This window comes from Streptomyces sp. SCPE 10, assembly GCF_051980735.1.
GTDB lineage: Bacteria > Actinomycetota > Actinomycetes > Streptomycetales > Streptomycetaceae > Streptomyces > Streptomyces misionensis.
Genome location: NZ_CP197069.1, coordinates 3407814 through 3426149, shown reverse-complemented (window position 1 = coordinate 3426149; position 18336 = coordinate 3407814). Strand labels below are relative to the sequence as shown.

The window sequence follows — 18336 nt, the reverse complement described above, 5'->3', positions numbered from 1 at the left end:
GCGCGGCACGGGCGCCGGCCGGGCTGGAGCGGGACGAAGGCAGGAGCGCAGGCCCGGCTGGGGGCCGGGCCGCGCGCGGTGAGCGGAGCGAGCCGCCTTGAACCAGTAGAGAAAGTTGTAACTCAGTCTGTTGGGCGGGGCTTGAAGTCGTGCGCACACGCTGGGAGTTCGGCCGCCTGGCGGTGCGCGAGTGGCAGAAAGAGCACCGGTCAGTGACCCACGTGGGCGTCCCCAAGGGAGCTGAGACCGCGACGGGCGCCCTCGACCGCCCGCTGAAGTTCGCCGCCGAACTCGCCCAGCTCGACATCAGCGACCACGTCCGCCGCCTCATCCGAACCGCCTGGACCCTCGGCGCCCGCAAGGACCACGGAACGGCCACGCTCCTCACGGCGGCCGGAGTCGCGCCCCGCGTCGTGATGGAGATCCTTGGGCGCTCTCAGATCAGCATCACCATGGACGTGTACACGCACGTCCTCCAGGACACCCAGCGCGAGGCCATGAGCCACATGGACCGTCTGCTGCGGAGGCGCCCGGGTCGTCAGTGACCGCCGCCGTTGATGTCAGAAGTAGATGTCAAAGGGCCCTCACATACGGATCTCCGTATGTGAGGGCCCTTTTCCCTTGTGCCCCCGGCAGGATTCGAACCTGCGACACCCGCTTTAGGAGAGCGGTGCTCTATCCCCTGAGCTACGAAGGCGGGGAACGCCACCGGAGTGGCGGTCCATGACAGGGTAGCGGATCGGCGTGGGGTGCGGGTCGGCTGTCAGGCCGCGCTGGGCAGGGCGGGGGATGCCAGCAGGGTCCGGTAGCGGGCGGCCTCGGCCGCCAGGTCGGCGTCGGTGAGGGTGCGGGTGCCGTGGACCACGAAGGGTGCGGGGAAGTCCATGCCGCACAGGTTGGCCGTCGCCTCCAGCGGGCGCAGCAGTTCCCGGATGGTGAAGCGGTTGTAGCCGTCGGGGCCGTAGGAGGAGGCGGGGCCGCCCGTCGTCGTGACCACCTGAAGGGTGCGGCCCCGCAGTGCGGTGCCCTCGCTGCCGTAGGCGAAGCCGTGTTCCAGGACGTCGTCCAGCCAGCGCTTGAGCAGCGGCGGGACCGAGTACCAGTAGAACGGGAACTGGAGGACGATCCGCCGGTGCGCGGTGAGCAGTCGCTGTTCGGCCGGTACGTCGATGACGCCGTCCGGGTGGGCGCGGTACAGGTCGTGCACCCGGACGCCGGGTACGTCCCGCGCCGCCCGTGCCAGGGCCGCGCCGACGCGTGAGGGCTGCTCGCCCTCGCCGGCGCCGTCCCGGTTCGGGTGTGCCCACACCACCAGCGTGCCGAACCCGTTCATGGCTGTCTCCTCCATACGGCCGGGGCGGCGTGCGGCCGCGGTCCGTGCGGACCCGGCCACGACGGCCGCCGTCGTGTCCTCGGCGGCCGCCGGCGGCACCCGGCGCGCCGGCGGCCGCCTTCAGTGTCGGTACGGCGGGTCCGGTATCAGGAGTCGTTCGGGCCGGTTGGGGCCTACATGGCCAACTGGGGCAAGTCGTGACGGCCGGGGGCGCGTGGTTCGGTGGGCCTTCGTGGTGCTGTGCGGGGAGGGGGCTCCCGCTTGGGGGAGCGGGTTGCTTTGCGGTAGGGATCGTAGGGAGGGGGAAGGGGATCGGGGGCGTACCGGCGGTCCCGGGGAGGGGGCCGCGCCGTCTGCTCCTTCCCGGGGCCGTCTCCAGTGCGGCCGGGATCGTGGGAGGGCGGGGGGCACCGGAGGTCGCGAGGGCGGCGCCGCCGTGGTCCCGGCCCGCCGGTCTAGCCCGCCGCCCCGTCCAGTGCCTTCGCCAGCAGGGCCGGTTCCGGGACGCCGTGGAAGCCGTCCAGGCGTTCGCCCGCGACGGAGATCACCGGGACGCCGGTGATGGCCTCCCGGTCGCGGGCGTGGTCCAGGGCGTCGAGGTGGCGGCGGGTGTAGCGGGGGGAGAGGACGGCGTCGCGGAAGCGGCCGGGGTCCAGGCCGGCGTCGGCGGCCAGGCGGGTCAGTTCGACCGGGTCGGAGATGTCCCGCCACTGGTAGTAGTACGCGGTGAACAGCCGGTCGTTGTAGGCCTGCCCCGCCCCGCAGTCCAGCGCGTACTGGTAGCCGACGAAGGCCAGGCGCGCCCGGCGCAGCGGGTTCTGCGGCGCTCCGGCGAGCGGCACGTCGTAGCGGGCGGCGAGCGGGGTGACCAGCCGGTTCCAGGCGCCCGGCGGGTACTCCCCGGCCTCCTCGACGCAGTGCGGGTTGGTCTCGAACGGATGCCAGACGCAGGTGACGTCGCGCCCGGCCACGGCCTCGGTCAGCAGTTTCCGCGCGATCAGGCTGAACGGGCAGATGTAGTCGAACCACACGTGCACGGTGACGCTCACGGCACACCTCCCTGGGGCCGGGCAGTCCCTCTGCCGGGCCGCGACGGTACGCGCCCCGTCGTGGGACCGGTGTTCCGCGCGCGGGGCCGCGCACCCGCACGTGAGCATGCGGTCTGTCCTCGTCGCCGTCCCAGTCGAACGGGCATTCCCGTGCCCAGAGTCGGGAGATAGCAGAGTCTCGCGGAGCCGCGGTGCGCACTTTTAATTCGTTCTTGAGGGTATTATTTTTTGGATGTCTTCGCTCCTGCGATGACGCACCACAGAGCAACCGGCGTCCAGCAAGCTGACCTGGAGGGGACGTGCTTGACGAGCACCTGCACCACACCGTGTCAGTGCCACCGTCGTCCGTGTGGACGGCTCGGCTCCCGGGTGCGCCGCACGGGCCGGGCCGCCCGCTCACGGTCGCGGACTTCACCGAGGAGGTCTTCGCCCATCTGCCACGGGCCGACCAGCGCCGCTGGGCCGAGGTCTACCTCGCGGGCCTGCTCACCACCCGGGGCAAGAAATCCATCCGCAACCTCGCCCTGACCGTTCCCCGGTCGGCGACGGCGGCCCAGTCGCTCCAGCAGTTCATCAACTCCAGCCCTTGGCCGTGGGATCCGGCGCGGCGCGCGATCGCCGCCCAGGTGGTGGCCCGGATGCCGGTGGCGGCCTGGGCGACCGGTATCGCGGTCATCCCCAAGCGCGGCGAACACTCGGTGGGCGTGCACCGCCGGTTCGTGCCGGAGGCCGGCCGGACCGTCAACTGCCAGCTGGGCATCGGGTTGTTCCTGTCCTCGGGGGACACGAGTGTGCCGGTCGACTGGCGGCTGCTGCTGGACGAACGCTGGTGCGGCGACGAGCGGTTGCGCTCCCGGGCCCGGCTGCCGCTGTCCGCGGCGGCCGAGCCGGTGAGCCGGCATGTGCTCGGCATGGTCGACGCGCTCGCCGGGACCGGTCTCACCCCGCCCGTGCCGGTCGTCGCCGACCTGCGCTGCACCCCGGAGGCGGGCCCTCTGGTGGCCGGACTCGCCGAGCGTGGCCTGGACTTCGTGGTCGAGCTGCACCCCAGCCAGCCCGTTCTCCCCGCCGTGCCCGCCCCGTCGCGCGGCACCGAACAGCCCCGGCCGCTGCCCGCCGGTGAGTACGCCGGGCGGGGCGAGCGCGCACGGCAGCCGCGGGTGATCTCGGCGGCCCGGGCGGACGGCCCGGTGCGCCATCTCGTGGTCCATTCCGGGCTGGTACGGCTGCCCGTACCGCCCCAGCCGGGGCGCACCGCGCCACAGCCGGTGTACCGCCTGCTGACCCAGTGGTCGGCCGCCGAGCGCCGGCCGATCCGCTTCTGGCTGACCGCGCCGACGGACAGACGCGCCGACGAGGTCCTCTCCCTGGTGCGGCACTCGGTGCGCACGCAGGCCTCGTTGAAGTCCCTGGAGCGGGACTTCGGGCTGCTGGACTTCGAGGGCCGGTCCTTCCCGGGCTGGCACCACCACATGACGATGGTCACCGCGGCGTACGCCCTGCACCGCCTCGGGGGTGTGCCCGCGGACATCGTCGAGCCCGCGGATATCGCGGAGCCCGCGGCGGCCGACGGCCGCAGGCTGGCGTGACGGGTCGTGGAACCGATGGACCGGTGGTAGCGGCGGGCCGGCGGGGGGTCAGTCGCGTGCGGCCGGAGCCAGGACGGGCAGTGCCTGGATGATCTCTTCCGTCCGCTCCACGATGTCCGACCAGCCGTGCTGTACGCCGGAGATGTGCTGCGCACCGAAGAGCGCGGAGCGCAGCACCCGGGCCAGCGCCTCGGGGTCGGCCTCCGGCGGCAGAGCGCCGTTGGTCCGGCACTCCGTCAGCAGTTCGGCCAGCACCTGGGTGAAACCGACGTAGGGCGTGGGCAGTTCGGACTCGATCGCCCACTGCTGAATCTGCAGTCGGCTGCCGGCCTGGGTGAGCGGGTCCTCGCGGAAGGAGCGGGCGGTGTGCCGCAGCAGTTCGACGACCTTGCGCGCCGGGCTCGCGTCGGTGTCGAGCACCGGGCGCACGGACGCGAGGAGCGCGGTGTAGAACTGCTCGGCCACGGAGACCGCGACGGCCTCCTTGTTGGCGAAGTGGAAGTAGACGGCGCCCTTGGTCACGCCGGCCTGTTCGGCGATGTCCAGGATCGTCACGGACGGGTAGTCCCGCTGCGCGAAGACCTCCGCCGCCGCCTTCAGGATCGTGTTCCGGGTGCGCACGGCCCGGTCCTGCTTGAGACGGGGCTCCTGACGTCGGGTGCCGGTCCTGCGGGTCGAGGGAAGCGGGGGTGCCTGGTCCTTCGTCATGTGCGTCCTTCGTTCTCGGGGCGCTCTCCGAGAGTCCCCACACCCCCTCCTGCCTGGGGAGACGGCGACTTCGGGAAACGACTGCTTGCTAAATACCTTCTCAACGGTATATTTTTTCCGGCGAAGTTGATCTGTGCCTTCGAGCTTCTCGGAGTCAACCTTCTTCATCCAGGGGGACCATGATGCGCCAGCGTACGTCCGCGACAGCAAGTCCCTCGACGGCCACCTCGGCCTTTTCCGCGGGGGTCGTCGCGTCCACGCAGGCACTCCACTACGCACAGGCTATCCCACGCACCCTCGTCCACCGCGCCTCCGTCGCCGAGGTCTTCCTCACCGACGCGGCCGCGGACGGACCCGACCGTCTCCTGGTCGCCGCCCAGTGGCCCCGGGACCACGCCCTCTACCACCCCGACGCGGACGGCACCAGCGATCCGCTGCTGTTCGCCGAGTCCATCCGCCAGACCCTGCTGTACGTGGGGCACGGCCGGCTCGGCATCCCGCTCGGCCACCGTTTCGTCGGCCAGAACACCGGTTTCCGGATCTGGGACCGGGAGCCGCTGCGGGTCAAGGGCGCACCCGTCCCGGTGGTCCTGGAGACCACCTGGGACTACGACGGCAGCCGGGCGCCCAAGCGGTACGACGTACGGCTCGAGACGGCGCTGTCGGTCGACGGCGTGCGGTGCGGACACGGCCACATCGAGGCCTGTGTGGTGGACGAACGGCGGTACCAGCTGCTGCGCCGCCGGGTCGAGCGGCCGGCGTCCGGGCCGTCCGGGCAGCCGGGGGCGCCGCGGCTGGTGCCGCACCGCGTGGGGCGGCTGCGCGCCAAGGACTGCGTGCTCGCACCCGGGGGCGACCCCGACGAGTGGTGGCTGAGACTCGATCTGAACCACGCGATCCTGTTCGACCACCCCACCGATCACATCCCGCAGGCCGTCATGCTGGAGGGCTTCCGCCAGCTCGGGCACCTCTACGTCCACGAGCGCGGGCAGGGCGCTCCGGACGACACGCTCTACGGGCTCGTCGGCGCGCGGGTGGACTGCCTGGCCTTCGGTGAGCTGGACATACCGACCCGGCTGTCCGTGACCCGGGCCGAGTCCGCGAACGACGGCACCCGCGAACTCGTCATCAGCGCCGTCCAGGGTGAACGGCGCATCGCCGAGGCGGTGTTGAACTGGGCCCCGGCGCCGGTCGCCGCGCGCGCCGCCGAGCCGGTGCTGCAGCTCGTGTGAACCACTCCCGGCCCGGTGCCGCCCGGCGCGGCGCCGGGCCGGGCCACGCCGGGTCGCGTCGGCCGTGGTGGGCGGTCCTCTCCGGAGCCGGGCCGCGTCGACTTCCCGGGCAACGCGGACTTCCCGGGTCACACCGACCTCCCCGGCCGCCCCGACCGCACTGGACCGCGCCTGCGGCCCGGTCGCCTGTCGGGCACCGGGCGGCTCCGGGCACCGGCTCGCCTCCGGGCGTCGGCCCGCCTCTTGGGGCTGGCCGGCCTCCGGGCGCCGGCCCGTTCCCGGGCACCGTCTGCTCCCGGCCACCGGCCCGTTTGCGGCCACCGGGCGGCTCCGGGCACCGGCCCGCCCCCGGGCCCGGGCCCCCTCCGAAGCAAGGACTCGTTCCCAAGCGCCGACCTCCTCCCGGGACCGACCCACCCCCGCCGCCACCCCGTCCCCGCACACCGGTCGCCCCGGGTCCCTCAACTCCTGTCCCCTACGCCGCCGTTCGTGTGGGTGGCAGGGCGCGGGTGAGGATGTCCCACAGGGTGCCGAGCCGGGTCGGCAGGTCTCCGCCGTCGCGGGTGTAGTCCGTGCAGTGGGCGCCGAACAGCACCACCACGACGAGATCGGCCACCGGCTCCGGCGGCAGGGCGGGGTCCACCTGGCCGGCCTGCTGGGCGCGGAGCACCAGTTCCAGGGCGCGCTCGTGCACGCCGTCCATCAGCCGGGGCGGCTTGGCGGTGCCCCGGGCGGTCTCGGTCACCAGGCGCAGGGCCGCCCTCACGCGTACGTCCCGGCGGATGCGCACGGCCAGCGCCAGCAGCAGGGAGCGCAGCCGGTCCAGCGGCGGACCGCACTCCGCGCAGGCGCCGCCGAGCAGGTGGTCGGTGGCCGCCTCCAGATGGTCCACGAGCGCCGTCGCGAGCGCCCGCTTCGAGGGGAAGTGGCCGTAGAGGGCGCCCTTGGTCATTCCGGTGCGCTCGGCGATGCGCTGGAGATTGGCTTCCGCGTACCCGTGTTGTGCGAACTCCTGCGCGGCGGCGTTCAGGACCTGTTCATAGGTACGCAGGGCACGTGGCTGCTTCGCCATGCGTGACTCCGTAAGTCGTCAGGCGGCCCGGGGGCCGGAGTCGAAGGGTGCGGGAGCCCCAAAAAACATACCGTCATGATGGAATGAAACAAGGGGAGGGGTCCGCTCCCGCCGCGACTTGGGCAGTTCCCCGCGGCCACCCGGGCCCTACGCCCCCTCCGGAGCCCGCCCGGCCTTCTCCAGCAGCGCCACGATGTCGTCGTAGCCGTACCGGCGGGCCATGCCGAGCGGGGTCAGCCCGTCCCAGCCGGCCAGGTCGGTGCGCACGCCCGCCTCCAGGAGCACGCGGACCGTCTCGGTGTGGCCGTGCCACACCGCGTCGTGCAGCGCGGTGTAGCCGTTGTAGGGGCCCTGGGCGTCCAGCTCCACCCGGCCGTCCGCGACCAGTTCCCGCATCACCTCCGGGCGGCCCATGTACGCCGCCTTGTGCGCGGGCGTCGCCTTCATCAGGTGGTCGACCACCGTCGGGTCGGCGCCGTGCGCGAGCAACGCCGCCACCACCGCCGGGTGCCCCTCGCGGGAGGCGTCGAGCAGCGCGGTGTGCCCGTCGGGCGCCTTCACGTCGGCGTCGGCGCCCGCGGCGAGCGCCGCGCGGACTCCGGTCGCGTCCCCGGACAGCGCCGCCAGTCGCAGCGCGGCCCCGGCCGCCCGCGCGCGACGGGCCCGGGCCGCCTCGATCAGGCGGACGTACACCGACTGGTCCTCCTCGCACACCAGCGGGCCCAACTCGTCCGCCCGGTACCCGGCGTGCGCCCGCACATCGGGGTTCGCCCCCCGGTCCAGCAGCAGCTCCACGACCGGCGGGTGCTTGTACCAGACCGCGTCGATCAACGGCGTGTGCCCCGTGGTCGGCGCCTGCGCGTCCACGAACGCCCCGTGGTCCAGCAGCAGCCGCACCACGTCGACGCAGCCGCCCTGCGCCGCCTTGTGCAGCGGGGAGGTCCCCATCCGGACGTCGGGCAGCAGCGGGTCCGCGCCCGCGGTCAGCAGCAGCTCGGTCAGCTGGGTCCGGCCCAGCGCCGCCGCCCGGCTCAGGGCCGGGTAGCCCAGCGGGTCCCGGGCGTTCGGGTCCGCGCCGGCGTACAGCGCGTCCGCGGCACCGGGCAGGTCGCCCTCCCGCACCGCCCGGTGCAGCGCCTGCTCGGCCGCACCGGGGTGTCCGGACTCCGTTCGCCGTGTCCGCTTGTTCGACATGAGCCCTCCGCGTCGGTGTCGTGGTCGGTCGGGGCGTGCGCCCGATCACCTCACCACGGGGCGCCCGGACCGGCCCCCGGACGCCCCAACCCCACGGTCACTGAGGGGACTTGGACCAGTCGCATCGGATTGCCCGGGCCGGCTTGGTGAACCGCGCCCCGCGGGCGTTTTCTCGGTTGCGGACGTCACGTGGCCAGGCACGGACGCCCCCCAGCACCGCGACAGACCCACCCCTCAGCACCACCCCTCCACCTCGACCGCCGGACACCAGTCCGCCTCACCCGAAGGGGTTCCCATGCTCGAGAAGGCCGGCACCGAGCGAACACCCGCGCCAGCGGGCCAGTCGCGGCTGCCCTCGCTCACCGGCGCCCGCTTTCTGGCGGCCCTCGGCGTCTTCGCCTACCACCTCTCACGTGAGGGTGTCTTCGCCGACCCGGGCGTCGACAAGGCCCTGCGGCACTGGGCGTCGGCCGCCGGAGCCGTCGGCGTCTCCTTCTTCTTCGTGCTCAGCGGCTTCGTGCTGACCTGGTCCGCCCGGCCCGGCCAGCGCGCGCGCACCTTCTGGCGCCGCCGCGTCGCCAAGATCTACCCCAACCACCTGGCCACCTTCGTCCTGGTCGCCGTCGTCACCTGGAGCACCGGCGTCGTCGTCAGCGCCTACCAGGCGCCCCCCGCGCTCACCGACCCCTCCTCCTGGCTGCCCAACCTGCTGCTCCTGCAGAGCTGGTGGCCGGACGCGCGCGTCTTCATGACCGGCAACCCGGTCAGCTGGTCGCTCTCCTGCGAGCTGCTGTTCTACCTGTCCTTCCCGCTGCTGCACCGCGCGCTGCTGCGCCTGGACAGCCGCCGGCTGTGGGCGGTCGTGGGCGCCTGCACCGCCGTCGTCCTCCTGCTGCCGGCGCTGGCCGGGCTGCTGCCCGAGCGGCCGCAGCTGCCGTTCGCGCCCATCGGCGAGGCGCGGTACTGGTTCGTCTACGCCTTCCCGCTCACCCGCGCCGTGGAGTTCCTGCTCGGCATGGCCACGGCCCGGCTCGTCCTGGCCGGCCGCTGGGTGCGCGTCCCGGCGAGCGCCGCGCTGCCGCTGCTCGCCGCCGGGTACGTGCTCGCGCTGCACCTGCCCGTGCTGTACGCGCAGGCCGCCGCCACCGTCATCCCGCTGACGCTGCTGATCGGCGCGCTCGCCCGCCGCGACGCCGACGGGCGCGGCAGCGCGCTGTCCGGACGGACCTTCGTCTGGCTGGGCGAGGTCTCCTTCGCGTTCTACATGGTGCACCGCCTGGTGCTCATCTACGGACACCACCTGCTCGGGTACGGGCGCGGCTGGGCGCTGCCGCAGGCGCTCGCCCTCACCGCCGCCGCGTTCGTACTCGCCCTGCTGGGCTCCTGGCTGCTGTACCGGGCCGTGGAGATCCCGGCGATGCGCAAGTTCGGCCGGTCCCCGGCCACCGCACCGGCCGTGCCGCGGCCCCGGGCCGAGGTGCGGCCCCGTGTTCCAGAGAGGAATCCATGAGTACGACCGACTCCACCCAACGGTCCGTGCCCGCCGCCGGTGAGTCCGGCGGCGGGCAACTGCCCGATCCCAAGCGGTGGCTGGCCCTCGGGATGCTGCTGCTCGCCACGTTCATGGGCATGCTCGACGTGTTCATCGTGAACGTGGCGGCGCCGTCCATCCAGTCCTCGCTCGGCGCCTCCTTCGGCCAGATCCAGTTCGTCGTCGCCGGGTACGTCCTGGCGTACGCGGTGGGTCTGGTCACCGGCGGGCGTATCGGCGACGCCCTGGGACGCCGCCGGGTGTTCCTCATCGGGCTCGTCGCCTTCGGCGCCACCTCGCTCCTGTGCGCGGTGGCGCCCAGTGCTGCCGCGCTCATCGCGTTCCGCGTCGTCCAGGGCCTGGCCGCGGCGCTGATGCTGCCGCAGGTGCTCGCCATCCTCCAGGTGGTCTTCCCGCAGGAGGAACGCGCCAAGGCGCTCGGCCTGTACGGCGCCACGATCGGCCTCGGCTCCATCGCGGGCCAGATCGTCGGCGGCGCGCTGATCAAGCTGGACCTGGCCGGCTGGGACTGGCGGTCCGTGTTCCTGGTGAACGTGCCGGTCACCGTGGTCGCCGCGCTCGGCGCCGCCGCCTCGGTGCGCGAGGTGCGCGGCAGCAGCCGGGCCCGCATCGACTACCTCGGCGTCCTGCTGCTCGCCGCCGCCCTGCTGCTGTTGCTGTGGCCGCTGGTCGTCGGCGCCGACAACGGCTGGCCGGCCTGGGGCTGGGGCGCGCTGGCCGGGGCCGCGGTGTGCTTCGCGCTGTTCATGCTGTGGGAGCGGCGCATCGCCCGGGTCTCGGACGCCGGGCACGCGCTGCTGCCGCCGCGGCTGTTCGGGCACCCCGGCTTCGCCAAGGGCCTGCCGACGGCGCTGGTGTTCTACAGCGGCAACGCCGGGCTGTTCCTGATCCTGTCCTACTTCCTCCAGGACGGTCTGAAGCTGTCCCCGCTGGCCTCCGGTGTGGTGTTCCTGCCGCTGGGCGCGGCCTTCGCGGTGGCCTCGCTGCAAGGCAAGAAGCTGGTGGCGCGCTGGGGCAGCGCGGTGCTGGTACTGGCCGCCGTGGTGATGGCCGCGGGCCTGGTGCTGGTCCGGCTGCCCGTGGGCTCCGGTTCGGCCGCCCACCAGGCGGCGCTGGTCACTCCGGGGCTGCTGCTGTGCGGTCTGGGGCAGGGCCTGATCGCCCCCTCCCTGATCGGCCTCGTGCTCGGCGGGGTGGCCCCGGAGGACGCCGGCGCGGCCTCCGGCGGTCTGCTCACCGCCACGCAGATCGCCAACGCCCTCGGCTACACCGTCGTCGGCGGCATCTTCAACGCCCTGCGCGGCGGCGGCACCTACGGCTCCGCGTTCCAGGACACCCTGTGGCTGCTGTGCGCCCTCGCGCTGGTCGCCGGGACGCTGCTGTGGTGGCTGCGGCCCCGGCAGCAGGCCGCGGCGAACTGAGCGGGCGGGGCGGTCGGCGAGAACTCCCGGCGTTTTCCCGGGAGTTCTTTGCCGACTGCCCCAAGTCTCCTCGGGGAAACGGGGAACGATGGCGCGGCCGATGCGTCCGGAGTTTCATGGAATTCGTCAGCCCGCCTTTTCCGAAAGGGGAATCCGGATGCACGTCGCCGCCGTTCCGGAGAACATTCTGGAAACCATCAAGGAGTTCGGCCAGCCGGACATCGCCATCGCCGAGGAGGACCAGACCTGGGTCCCCTTCGACGAGCGGGCGTCCTGGAAGCCGCTCCGGTTCGACCTGAGCACCGGCATGTGGGTGGTCGTCACCCGGGTCAAGGGCGCCGGCGTCATCAGCCGCCACCAGCACACCGGCCCGGTCTCCGCGTACACGTTGCAGGGCTCCTGGTACTACCCGGAGCACGACTGGGTGGCGCGGCCCGGCACCTTCGTCTTCGAGCCGCCGGGCGACGTCCACACGCTCACCACGGACGACCCGGAGGGAATGACGACGCTCTTCATCATGAACGGCGTCATGCGCTTCCTCGACGACAAGGACCAGCTGATCGACCAGCACGACTGCTACTACTACCTCGACCAGTACGTGCGCTACTGCCGGTCGCAGGGCTTCGAACCGGATTCCCGGCTGTTCCACTGAAATCCCGGAAAAGAAATCACCGGACACCTCCCGAGGAGAATTCAGATGATCGTGGCACAGGAGAAGACCGAACTCACCGCGCAGGACGTGATCGACCTCGCCACCGAGTGGTTCCGCGCCCTCGACCGGCACGACACGCTGGAGCAGGTCACGCCCTTCCTGGCCTCGCAGGGGCTGCACATGGTCTTCCCGGAGATCACCGTGCGCAACCTGGACGACTTCCGCACCTGGTACGACAACGTCCTCAACCTGTTCTTCGACGAGACCCACGAGCTGACCCGTACCCAGGTGCGGCGGATCTCGGCGACCGAGTCCGAGATCTCGCTGACCGTCAACTGGCAGACGAAGACCTGGACCCCGCCCGCCGCCCACAGCGTGTGGAAGGGCTTCGACGCCGACCAGACCTGGACGGTGGTGCTGGAGGACGGCCGGCCCAGGATCCGGGAGTACAGCGTCGACAAGATCACCCCCGTGCCGGGGTCGCCCGGCCTGTGATCCACCACAGCGGCCGGACCATCCGCCGGTGCGGAGCCCGCGAGGGCCCCGCACCGGCTCTCGGCATGTGACGACACCCAACGGAAAGGAGCACCACGGAGTGCGCATCGGACTGACCGTCTCCCGCTTCACCTGGCCCGGCGGGCCGGAGAAGCTCGCGGAGACCTTCTCGGACATCGCCCGGGACGCCGACGAGGGCGGCATCGCCGGGCTGTGGGTCATGGACCACTTCTTCCAGATCGGCCTCAACGGCCCGCCGGAGCTGGAGATGCCCGAGGCCTACTCGCTGCTGGCCTACGCCGCCGCGGTCACCCGGCGGATCACCCTCGGCACCCTCGTCACGGGTGTCACGCACCGCCGTCCCGCCGTGCTGGTGAAGACGGTCACCACCCTCGACGTGCTGTCCGGGGGCCGCGCCTGGCTCGGTGTGGGCGCCGGCTGGTTCGAGGAGGAGGCCCGCGGCCTCGGCCTGCCCTTCCCGGCGCTGAAGGAGCGGTTCGCCGAGCTGGAGGACACACTGCGGATCGCCCACCACATGTGGTCCGGCGACACCGGCCCCTACCGCAGCGACCGCCACCACCTGGAGCGGCCCCTCAATTCGCCCGCCCCGCTGAGCCGTCCGCATCCGCGGATCCTGGTCGGCGGGGGCGGGGAGCGGCGCACGCTGCCGCTGGTGGCCCGGTACGCCGACGCCTGCAACCTGCCCGACGGGCCGGACCTGCCGGACAAGCTCCGGCTGCTGCGCGAGCTGTGCGAGAAGGAGGGCCGGGACTTCGGCTCGCTCACCAAGTCGGTGCTCAGCCGGCTGCCGGTGTCGGGCGAGGACGGATCGGTGGAGCGCGCGGTCCGCCGCTGCGCCGAACTGGCCGCGCAGGGCGCCGAGTACGTCGTCACCTCGCTGCCGGACGTGCACGACCCGGCGGCGCGCGCCCGCCTCGCCGAGGTGGCCGCGCGGGTCGCCGACCTGTAGCGGCGGCGCGGACGCACGACGAAGGGGAGACCGGGACGGTTCCGGTCTCCCCTTCCTTCCGCGGCCGACGCGGATCAGGCGGCCACGGGCTCCGCGTCGTCGACGTCCACCAGGCCGCGGGCCACGTCCTGCTGCGCCCGGGCGTACGCCGCGTGCGTGCCGACGTCCTCCCAGTAGCCCTCCGCGACATGGCCGTACACCGGGAGGCCCTCGGCGAGCAGCCGGGGGAAGACGTCCCGGGCCCAGTCGGCCGGCCCGGTGCCGCTCACGTACCGCAGGACCTCCGGCTGCATCACGTAGATGCCGGTGCTCGCGGTGCGGGAGAACGCCTCGCCGGGCCCCGGCTTCTCCAGGAACCGCTCGATGCGCCCGTCCGGGTCCAGCGTGGCGATGCCGAACTGGCTCGGGTCGGCCACCTCGGTCAGGCACACCGTGACCAGCGCCCGCCGCTCGCGGTGCCGCCGCACCAGCTCGGTCAGGTCGACGTCGGTCAGGGCGTCCCCGGAGATCACCAGGAACGGCTCCCCGCCCAGCAGCCCCTCGGCGGCCTTGACGCTGCCCGCGGTGCCCAGCGGCCGGTCCTCGTGCACGTAGGCCAGCGACATCCCGAGCCGGGTGCCGTCGCCGTACTCCCGCTCGATCAGCTCGGCCAGGTAGTGGACGGTGACCACGGTCTCCTCGATGCCGTGCCGGCGCAGCAGCCGCAGCACGTGCTCCATGATCGGGCGCCCGCCCACCGGCAGCAGCGGCTTCGGCAGGTGCTCGGTCAGCGGACGCAGCCGGGAGCCCTGGCCGCCCGCCATCAGCACGGCCCTCATGCGGCGGCCCGCTCGTCGAAGCCGGGCAGCTCCTCCACGACCGTGACGGCCCGGTCGAAGCCGCCCGCCCGCAGCACGCGCAGCACGTCCTCGCTCGCCCCGTCCAGCACGATCTCCGCGCCGCGCGCCATCCGCTGCTGCGCGAACGCCAGGCAGCGCACCCCGCCCGGGGACAGCGAGGTCAGCTCCCGCATCCGCAGCACCAGCACGCTCACCGGCCGCTGGAGCGCCTGGTCGATCAGCCGGCGCAGGGACGGCACGTGCCGGTCGGCGAGGTCACCGCTCAGATGCACGGTGACGGTGGAGCCGCTGTAGCCGAGATAGGCGTCGAACGCCATGTCAGTACCTTTCCGTGAGATCGGTCCGAGAGGAGAGGGGCCGGGCCGCGAGTACGGCGACCGCGTGCGCGGCCAGCGGCAGCCGGTCCCCGACGGGGCCGGGAGCGGGGGCGAGCTCCTGCCCCGGAGGCAGCCCGGTGTCGGCGAACAGCTGCCACCGGGTGCCCACGGGGGCCTCCGGTAGTTCCGCTTCGCCGTCCTGGGCACGGCAGTTGACGGCGACCAGGACGTGGTCGCCGGGCGCGTGGGCGAGGTGGACGACCACTCCGTCGTGGGCGGTGGCGAAGCGGCGGCGCGGATGGTCCGGCCGGGTCAGCGCCGGGTGCGCGCGGCGGAAGGCCAGCGCCGCCCGTACGAGACCGGTCAGGCCGGTGTGCCGCGCGGCGGCCGCCCAGTCGAGCCAGCTGACCTCGTTGTCCTGGCAGTAGGCGTTGTTGTTGCCACGCTGGGTGCGTCCGCACTCGTCGCCCGCGAGCAGCATGGGCACCCCCTGCGCGGTGAGGAGCAGCAGCAGCGCCCCGCGCACCAGCCGGTCCCGCAGCGCGCGCACGGCCGGGTCGTCGGTGGGGCCCTCGTGCCCGGCGTTGAACGCGGAGTCGTCGGGCGGGCCGTCGGTGTTGCCCTGCCCGTTGGCCTCGTTGCGCCGCCGCTCGTAGGTCGTCCAGTCGGCCAGCGGCAGGCCGTCGTGGCAGGCCACGAGGTTGACGCTCGCGGCCGTGCCGTACCCGGCGTACAGGTCGGGTGAGCCGGCCAGCCGTTCCGCCAGGTCGCCGACGGCCTCGGGGCGTCCGGCCAGGGCGCGCCGCACCGTGTGCTGGAAGCGGGTGTTCCACTCCATCCAGCGGCCCCAGCGCGGGAAGCGGCCCAGCAGGTCCAGCCCGGCCGCGTCGAACGGCTCGGCGATCAGCTTCCGGTCGGCCAGCACCGGATCGGCGGCGATCGCCTCCAGCAGCGGCGGCACGTCCAGCGGGGCGCCGCCCGGGCCGCGCGCCAGGATCGGGGCCATGTCGAAGCGGAAGCCGTCCACGCGGTACTCGCTCGCCCAGTGCCGCAGGCTGTCCAGGATCATCCGGCGGGTGCGCGGATGGTTGGCGTTGACCGTGTTGCCGGTCCCGGTCAGGTTGGCGTAGGCGCCGTCGGCGGCGCGCACGTACGCGGCGTCCTCGTCCAGGCCGCGCCAGCCCAGCACGGGCCCCTGCCGGCCGCCCTCGCCGGTGTGGTTGTAGACCACGTCGAGGATCACCTCGATGCCCGCCCGGTGCAGCTCCCGCACCAGCGTCTTCAGCTCCCGTGCCGGGCCGTCCCCGTACGGGTCGGCGGCGTAGGCGGCCTTCGGCGCGAAGAACGACACCGGGTGGTAGCCCCAGTAGTTCGGCAGCGGGCGGCCCGTGGCGGGGTCGCTGAACGGGTTGTCGGTGTCGTCGAACTCGAACACCGGCATCAGCTCGACGCAGTTGACGCCCAGCTCCCGCAGATAGGGGATCTTCTCGGTCAGGCCCGCGTACGTGCCCGGGTGCGCGACCCGCGAGGAGGGGTGCCGGGTGAAGCCGCGCACGTGCAGCTCGTAGACGACCAGTTCCTCGCGCGGGATGCGCGGCCGGGTCACGCCCTGCCAGTCGAAGCCGTCGTCCGCGGCGATCCGGCACCGGTACGCCGGGCGCCGCCCCCATGTCTCGCCGCCGGCCAGGGAGACCGCGTACGGGTCGAGCAGCAGCGGGCCCTTCGCCCAGCCCGCGGGCAGCCCGCCGGCCGCGGACTCCGCGCGGTAGGCGTAGTGCACGGCGGCCGGGTCCAGGCCGGCGACGGTCATGGTGAACACGCGCCCGCACCTGAACGCCTCCGGGAACGGCACCTCGGCAAGCGGCGTGCCCGTGCCCGCGTCCAGCAGCACCAGCCACATAAGGTCGGCCTCCGCGCCGTACACGGTGAAGGTGACCCCGCGCCCGGTGACCCGTGCGCCGAAGCGCAGCGGATCACCGGGCAGCACCGACAGCCGCGGCGCGGCCGGGTGCACGCCCGCCGCCGGGTCCGCGCCGGTCGGGCCGGTGGCCGTCATCTGCGTCCCGGTCACGTCCGCTCCACGGGCGTCAGCCGGGCCTTCACCCGGAGCCGGTGCTCGCTCCTCGGCAGCCGGACGGTCATCGCCTCCGCGTCGAAGTCGGCGTGGGGCGCGCCGTCCACGGTGACGTGGTCCAGGACGACCCGGCCGGGCGGCAGGATGTCCGGCGCGACCCGCAGCAGCCCGCCGTCGAAGTCGGCGTCCGGGCGCGGCGCGAACCACAGGTCCAGCGGCTCGCGGTGGATCAGCAGCCGCAGGTAGACCTCGGCGAGGTAGCACAGCTCGGCCTTGTGGTACATGGCCATCGCGTGGCTGCCCTTGAGCCGCTCGTTGCCGACCGCGAACGGCAGTCCCTGCGCCAGCACCGTGAAGTGCACCCCGCCCTCGTCGTGGTCGAGGAAGAAGGCGTTGTAGAAGGCGGAGGCCTCCCGGGCGTGCCGCAGGAACTCCTCGTCGCCGGTGTGCCCGGCGAGGATCAGGTAGGCGAGGATCGCCTGCTCCTGCTGCCACCAGGTCTTGCGGTCGTGCCAGACGAAGGCGTGCCGGCCGTTCTCCGCCTCCCGCTGGAGCACGTCGTACCAGCCGCCGCGCTGTCCGTCGCGGCCCACCGCGGGCATGGTGCGGGCCAGTCGGTCGGCCAGCTGCCGGTACTCCCGCTTGGGCAGGGTGCCCGCCATCCGGGTCAGGTTCCAGGCGATCTTCAGGTTGTGCCCGACGACCGCCCGGTTCTGCTGCCAGCCCCAGGTGTGGTCGGGTGTCCAGTCCGCGTGGAAGCGCTCGTTGACGAAGGGGCTGCCGCCGGGCGTGCGGTCCGGCATATACGTGACGATCATGTCGAAGGTGTGCTCCAGCATCCGCCGGAAGCGCTCGTCGCCGGTCGCCAGGTAGAGGTTGATCAGGTAGGCGGGCGCGTGGTCGCCGACCGAGTTCCAGTTCTTGCGGGAGTGGTTGGGGCCCAGGGCGTCGTCGTGCGGGCTGAGCGACACCGGGTCGATGTGCGAGTAGTAGCCGCCCAGCCGCCGGTCCCTGAAGAACCGTTCGAACAGGGCGACGGTGTCCTCCATGTCCCGGCGGATCACCGGGTTGCCGGTGAGCCGGTAGGTCTGGGCGAGCCCGACCAGCGCGTAGATCTGCTCGTAGGCGGGGATCGCCCGGTAGTCGTCGCCGAACTCCGAGGCGAACAGCTTGCGTTCGCGGGTCCCGGAGACGTCGACGCCGTGGTACCAGTACACGAGGTTCTCCGCCTCGTCGCGGAAGAGCATGTGGTCGTGCAGGTACTGCGAGCCGCGCTCGGCGACCTCCAGGAAGTCCTCGTCGCCGGTGAGCGCGTAGGCGCTCGCCATGCCGTAGACGAGGCGGGAGATGGTGTCGGTCTCCTGGATGTGCTGCTCGGTCTTGTGGCCGCTGGCGCGGATCTCGGTGCGGTAGTCGGCGAAGTCGACCGGCCCGTCGCCGAACTGGGACCGGCGGTAGAACCGGGCGAGCCGGCGCAGCTGCTCGGTCCACCAGCCGGCCTCCTCGTAGGGGTGGTCGGCGGGGGTCTCGGCGGTGAAGACGAGCTTGTCCGCCTGGAAGTACAGGCCGTCCGGATCGGGGTAGACGGGACCGTAGGAGAAGACGAACGCGCCGGGCACCAGCAGCTCGTCGATGCGGCCGGTGACGTCGTGGTACGGCTCCTGCAGATTGCGCAGCAGCTGCGCGGACGTGGTGTCGGTGAGGTGGACGGCGACCTCGCGGTCGTCGAGGGTCTTGACGGTGAACCGACGTCCGCCCTGGCGCCCGGTGACATAGCCGGCGGTGGTGTCGGAGAAGGAGAAGGGCACTTCGGCGGGCATGGCGGCCTCCTGGGTCTGC

Annotated in this window: 15 protein-coding genes, 1 tRNA gene and 2 pseudogenes; 8 read left to right on the top strand and 10 right to left on the bottom strand. The window is 73.0% G+C overall.

Going from position 1 to position 18336, the window contains the following annotated elements; translation table 11 throughout:
- Nucleotides 1-233: 233 nt before the first annotated feature.
- Nucleotides 234-545 (top strand): annotated as a pseudogene (locus tag ACSP97_RS15950) (hypothetical protein); the annotation flags it as partial.
- A gap of 79 nt (nt 546-624) precedes the next feature.
- Here ACSP97_RS15950 and ACSP97_RS15945 read toward each other — a convergent pair.
- From ACSP97_RS15945 to ACSP97_RS15935, 3 genes are all read right to left on the bottom strand, one after another.
- Nucleotides 625-697, bottom strand: a tRNA-Arg gene (locus ACSP97_RS15945).
- Between the two features lie 66 nt (nt 698-763).
- Entirely contained in the window at nt 764-1333 is a 570-nt protein-coding gene (locus ACSP97_RS15940) for an NAD(P)H-dependent oxidoreductase (RefSeq protein WP_358276315.1), read from the bottom strand.
- A 455-nt stretch (nt 1334-1788) separates the two neighbouring features.
- On the bottom strand, nt 1789-2382 hold the full coding sequence (locus ACSP97_RS15935; protein ID WP_355321885.1) for a DsbA family oxidoreductase: 594 nt from the start codon (nt 2380-2382) through the stop codon (nt 1789-1791).
- A 299-nt stretch (nt 2383-2681) separates the two neighbouring features.
- Here ACSP97_RS15935 and ACSP97_RS15930 point away from each other — a divergent pair, with 299 nt between their 5' ends.
- Nucleotides 2682-3971: an IS701 family transposase gene (locus tag ACSP97_RS15930; protein ID WP_440558006.1), complete on the top strand. Its 1290-nt coding sequence runs from the start codon at nt 2682-2684 to the stop codon at nt 3969-3971.
- Nucleotides 3972-4019: 48 nt separating this feature from the next.
- On the opposite strand, the gene ACSP97_RS15925 is transcribed toward ACSP97_RS15930, so the two are convergent.
- Nucleotides 4020-4679, bottom strand: a complete 660-nt coding sequence (locus tag ACSP97_RS15925; protein WP_355147917.1) for a ScbR family autoregulator-binding transcription factor — start codon at nt 4677-4679, stop codon at nt 4020-4022.
- A 179-nt stretch (nt 4680-4858) separates the two neighbouring features.
- On the opposite strand from ACSP97_RS15925, the gene ACSP97_RS15920 reads away from it, so the two are divergent.
- Nucleotides 4859-5911 carry a ScbA/BarX family gamma-butyrolactone biosynthesis protein gene (locus ACSP97_RS15920; RefSeq protein ID WP_355321889.1) on the top strand — a complete coding sequence of 351 codons (1053 nt, stop codon included), beginning with the start codon at nt 4859-4861 and terminating at the stop codon, nt 5909-5911.
- 475 nt (nt 5912-6386) lie between these two features.
- Here the strand turns inward: ACSP97_RS15920 and ACSP97_RS15915 are convergent, their stop codons facing one another.
- A complete protein-coding gene (locus tag ACSP97_RS15915; protein WP_355147913.1) occupies nt 6387-6983 on the bottom strand; it encodes a TetR/AcrR family transcriptional regulator in 597 nt (198 codons plus the stop codon).
- A 147-nt stretch (nt 6984-7130) separates the two neighbouring features.
- Complete coding sequence (locus tag ACSP97_RS15910; RefSeq protein ID WP_358673130.1) at nt 7131-8177, bottom strand: ankyrin repeat domain-containing protein; 1047 nt, start codon at nt 8175-8177, stop codon at nt 7131-7133.
- Nucleotides 8178-8472: 295 nt separating this feature from the next.
- Between ACSP97_RS15910 and ACSP97_RS15905 the strand changes: the two genes are divergently transcribed.
- The 5 genes from ACSP97_RS15905 (at nt 8473) to ACSP97_RS15885 (ending at nt 13267) form a co-directional block, all read left to right on the top strand.
- On the top strand, nt 8473-9687 hold the full coding sequence (locus tag ACSP97_RS15905) for an acyltransferase family protein (protein ID WP_355147909.1): 1215 nt from the start codon (nt 8473-8475) through the stop codon (nt 9685-9687).
- Nucleotides 9684-11150, top strand: coding sequence for an MFS transporter (locus tag ACSP97_RS15900; protein WP_355147907.1), 1467 nt, complete (start codon nt 9684-9686; stop codon nt 11148-11150). Before ACSP97_RS15905 ends, ACSP97_RS15900 begins: the two co-directional genes overlap by 4 nt.
- Nucleotides 11151-11307: 157 nt before the next feature.
- The gene (locus ACSP97_RS15895) at nt 11308-11802 is read left to right on the top strand and encodes a 2,4'-dihydroxyacetophenone dioxygenase family protein (protein ID WP_440558002.1); all 495 of its coding nucleotides are present in this window, start codon (nt 11308-11310) and stop codon (nt 11800-11802) included.
- A gap of 45 nt (nt 11803-11847) precedes the next feature.
- A complete protein-coding gene (locus ACSP97_RS15890; protein WP_358673123.1) occupies nt 11848-12297 on the top strand; it encodes a nuclear transport factor 2 family protein in 450 nt (149 codons plus the stop codon).
- Between the two features lie 100 nt (nt 12298-12397).
- Nucleotides 12398-13267, top strand: a complete 870-nt coding sequence (locus ACSP97_RS15885) for a TIGR03560 family F420-dependent LLM class oxidoreductase (RefSeq protein ID WP_355147901.1) — start codon at nt 12398-12400, stop codon at nt 13265-13267.
- A 98-nt stretch (nt 13268-13365) separates the two neighbouring features.
- Here ACSP97_RS15885 and ACSP97_RS15880 read toward each other — a convergent pair.
- The 4 genes and pseudogenes from ACSP97_RS15880 to ACSP97_RS15865 form a co-directional block, all read right to left on the bottom strand.
- Nucleotides 13366-14085, bottom strand: a pseudogene (locus ACSP97_RS15880) (nucleotidyltransferase family protein); the annotation flags it as partial.
- The gene (locus ACSP97_RS15875; protein ID WP_355147899.1) at nt 14082-14423 is read right to left on the bottom strand and encodes an STAS domain-containing protein; all 342 of its coding nucleotides are present in this window, start codon (nt 14421-14423) and stop codon (nt 14082-14084) included. The gene ACSP97_RS15875 and the pseudogene ACSP97_RS15880, both read right to left, overlap by 4 nt.
- Before the next feature lies 1 nt (nt 14424).
- The gene (locus ACSP97_RS15870; protein ID WP_440557999.1) at nt 14425-16494 is read right to left on the bottom strand and encodes a glycogen debranching protein; all 2070 of its coding nucleotides are present in this window, start codon (nt 16492-16494) and stop codon (nt 14425-14427) included.
- Nucleotides 16491-18317: an AGE family epimerase/isomerase gene (locus ACSP97_RS15865; protein WP_355321896.1), complete on the bottom strand. Its 1827-nt coding sequence runs from the start codon at nt 18315-18317 to the stop codon at nt 16491-16493. Before ACSP97_RS15865 ends, ACSP97_RS15870 begins: the two co-directional genes overlap by 4 nt.
- Nucleotides 18318-18336 lie beyond the last annotated feature (19 nt).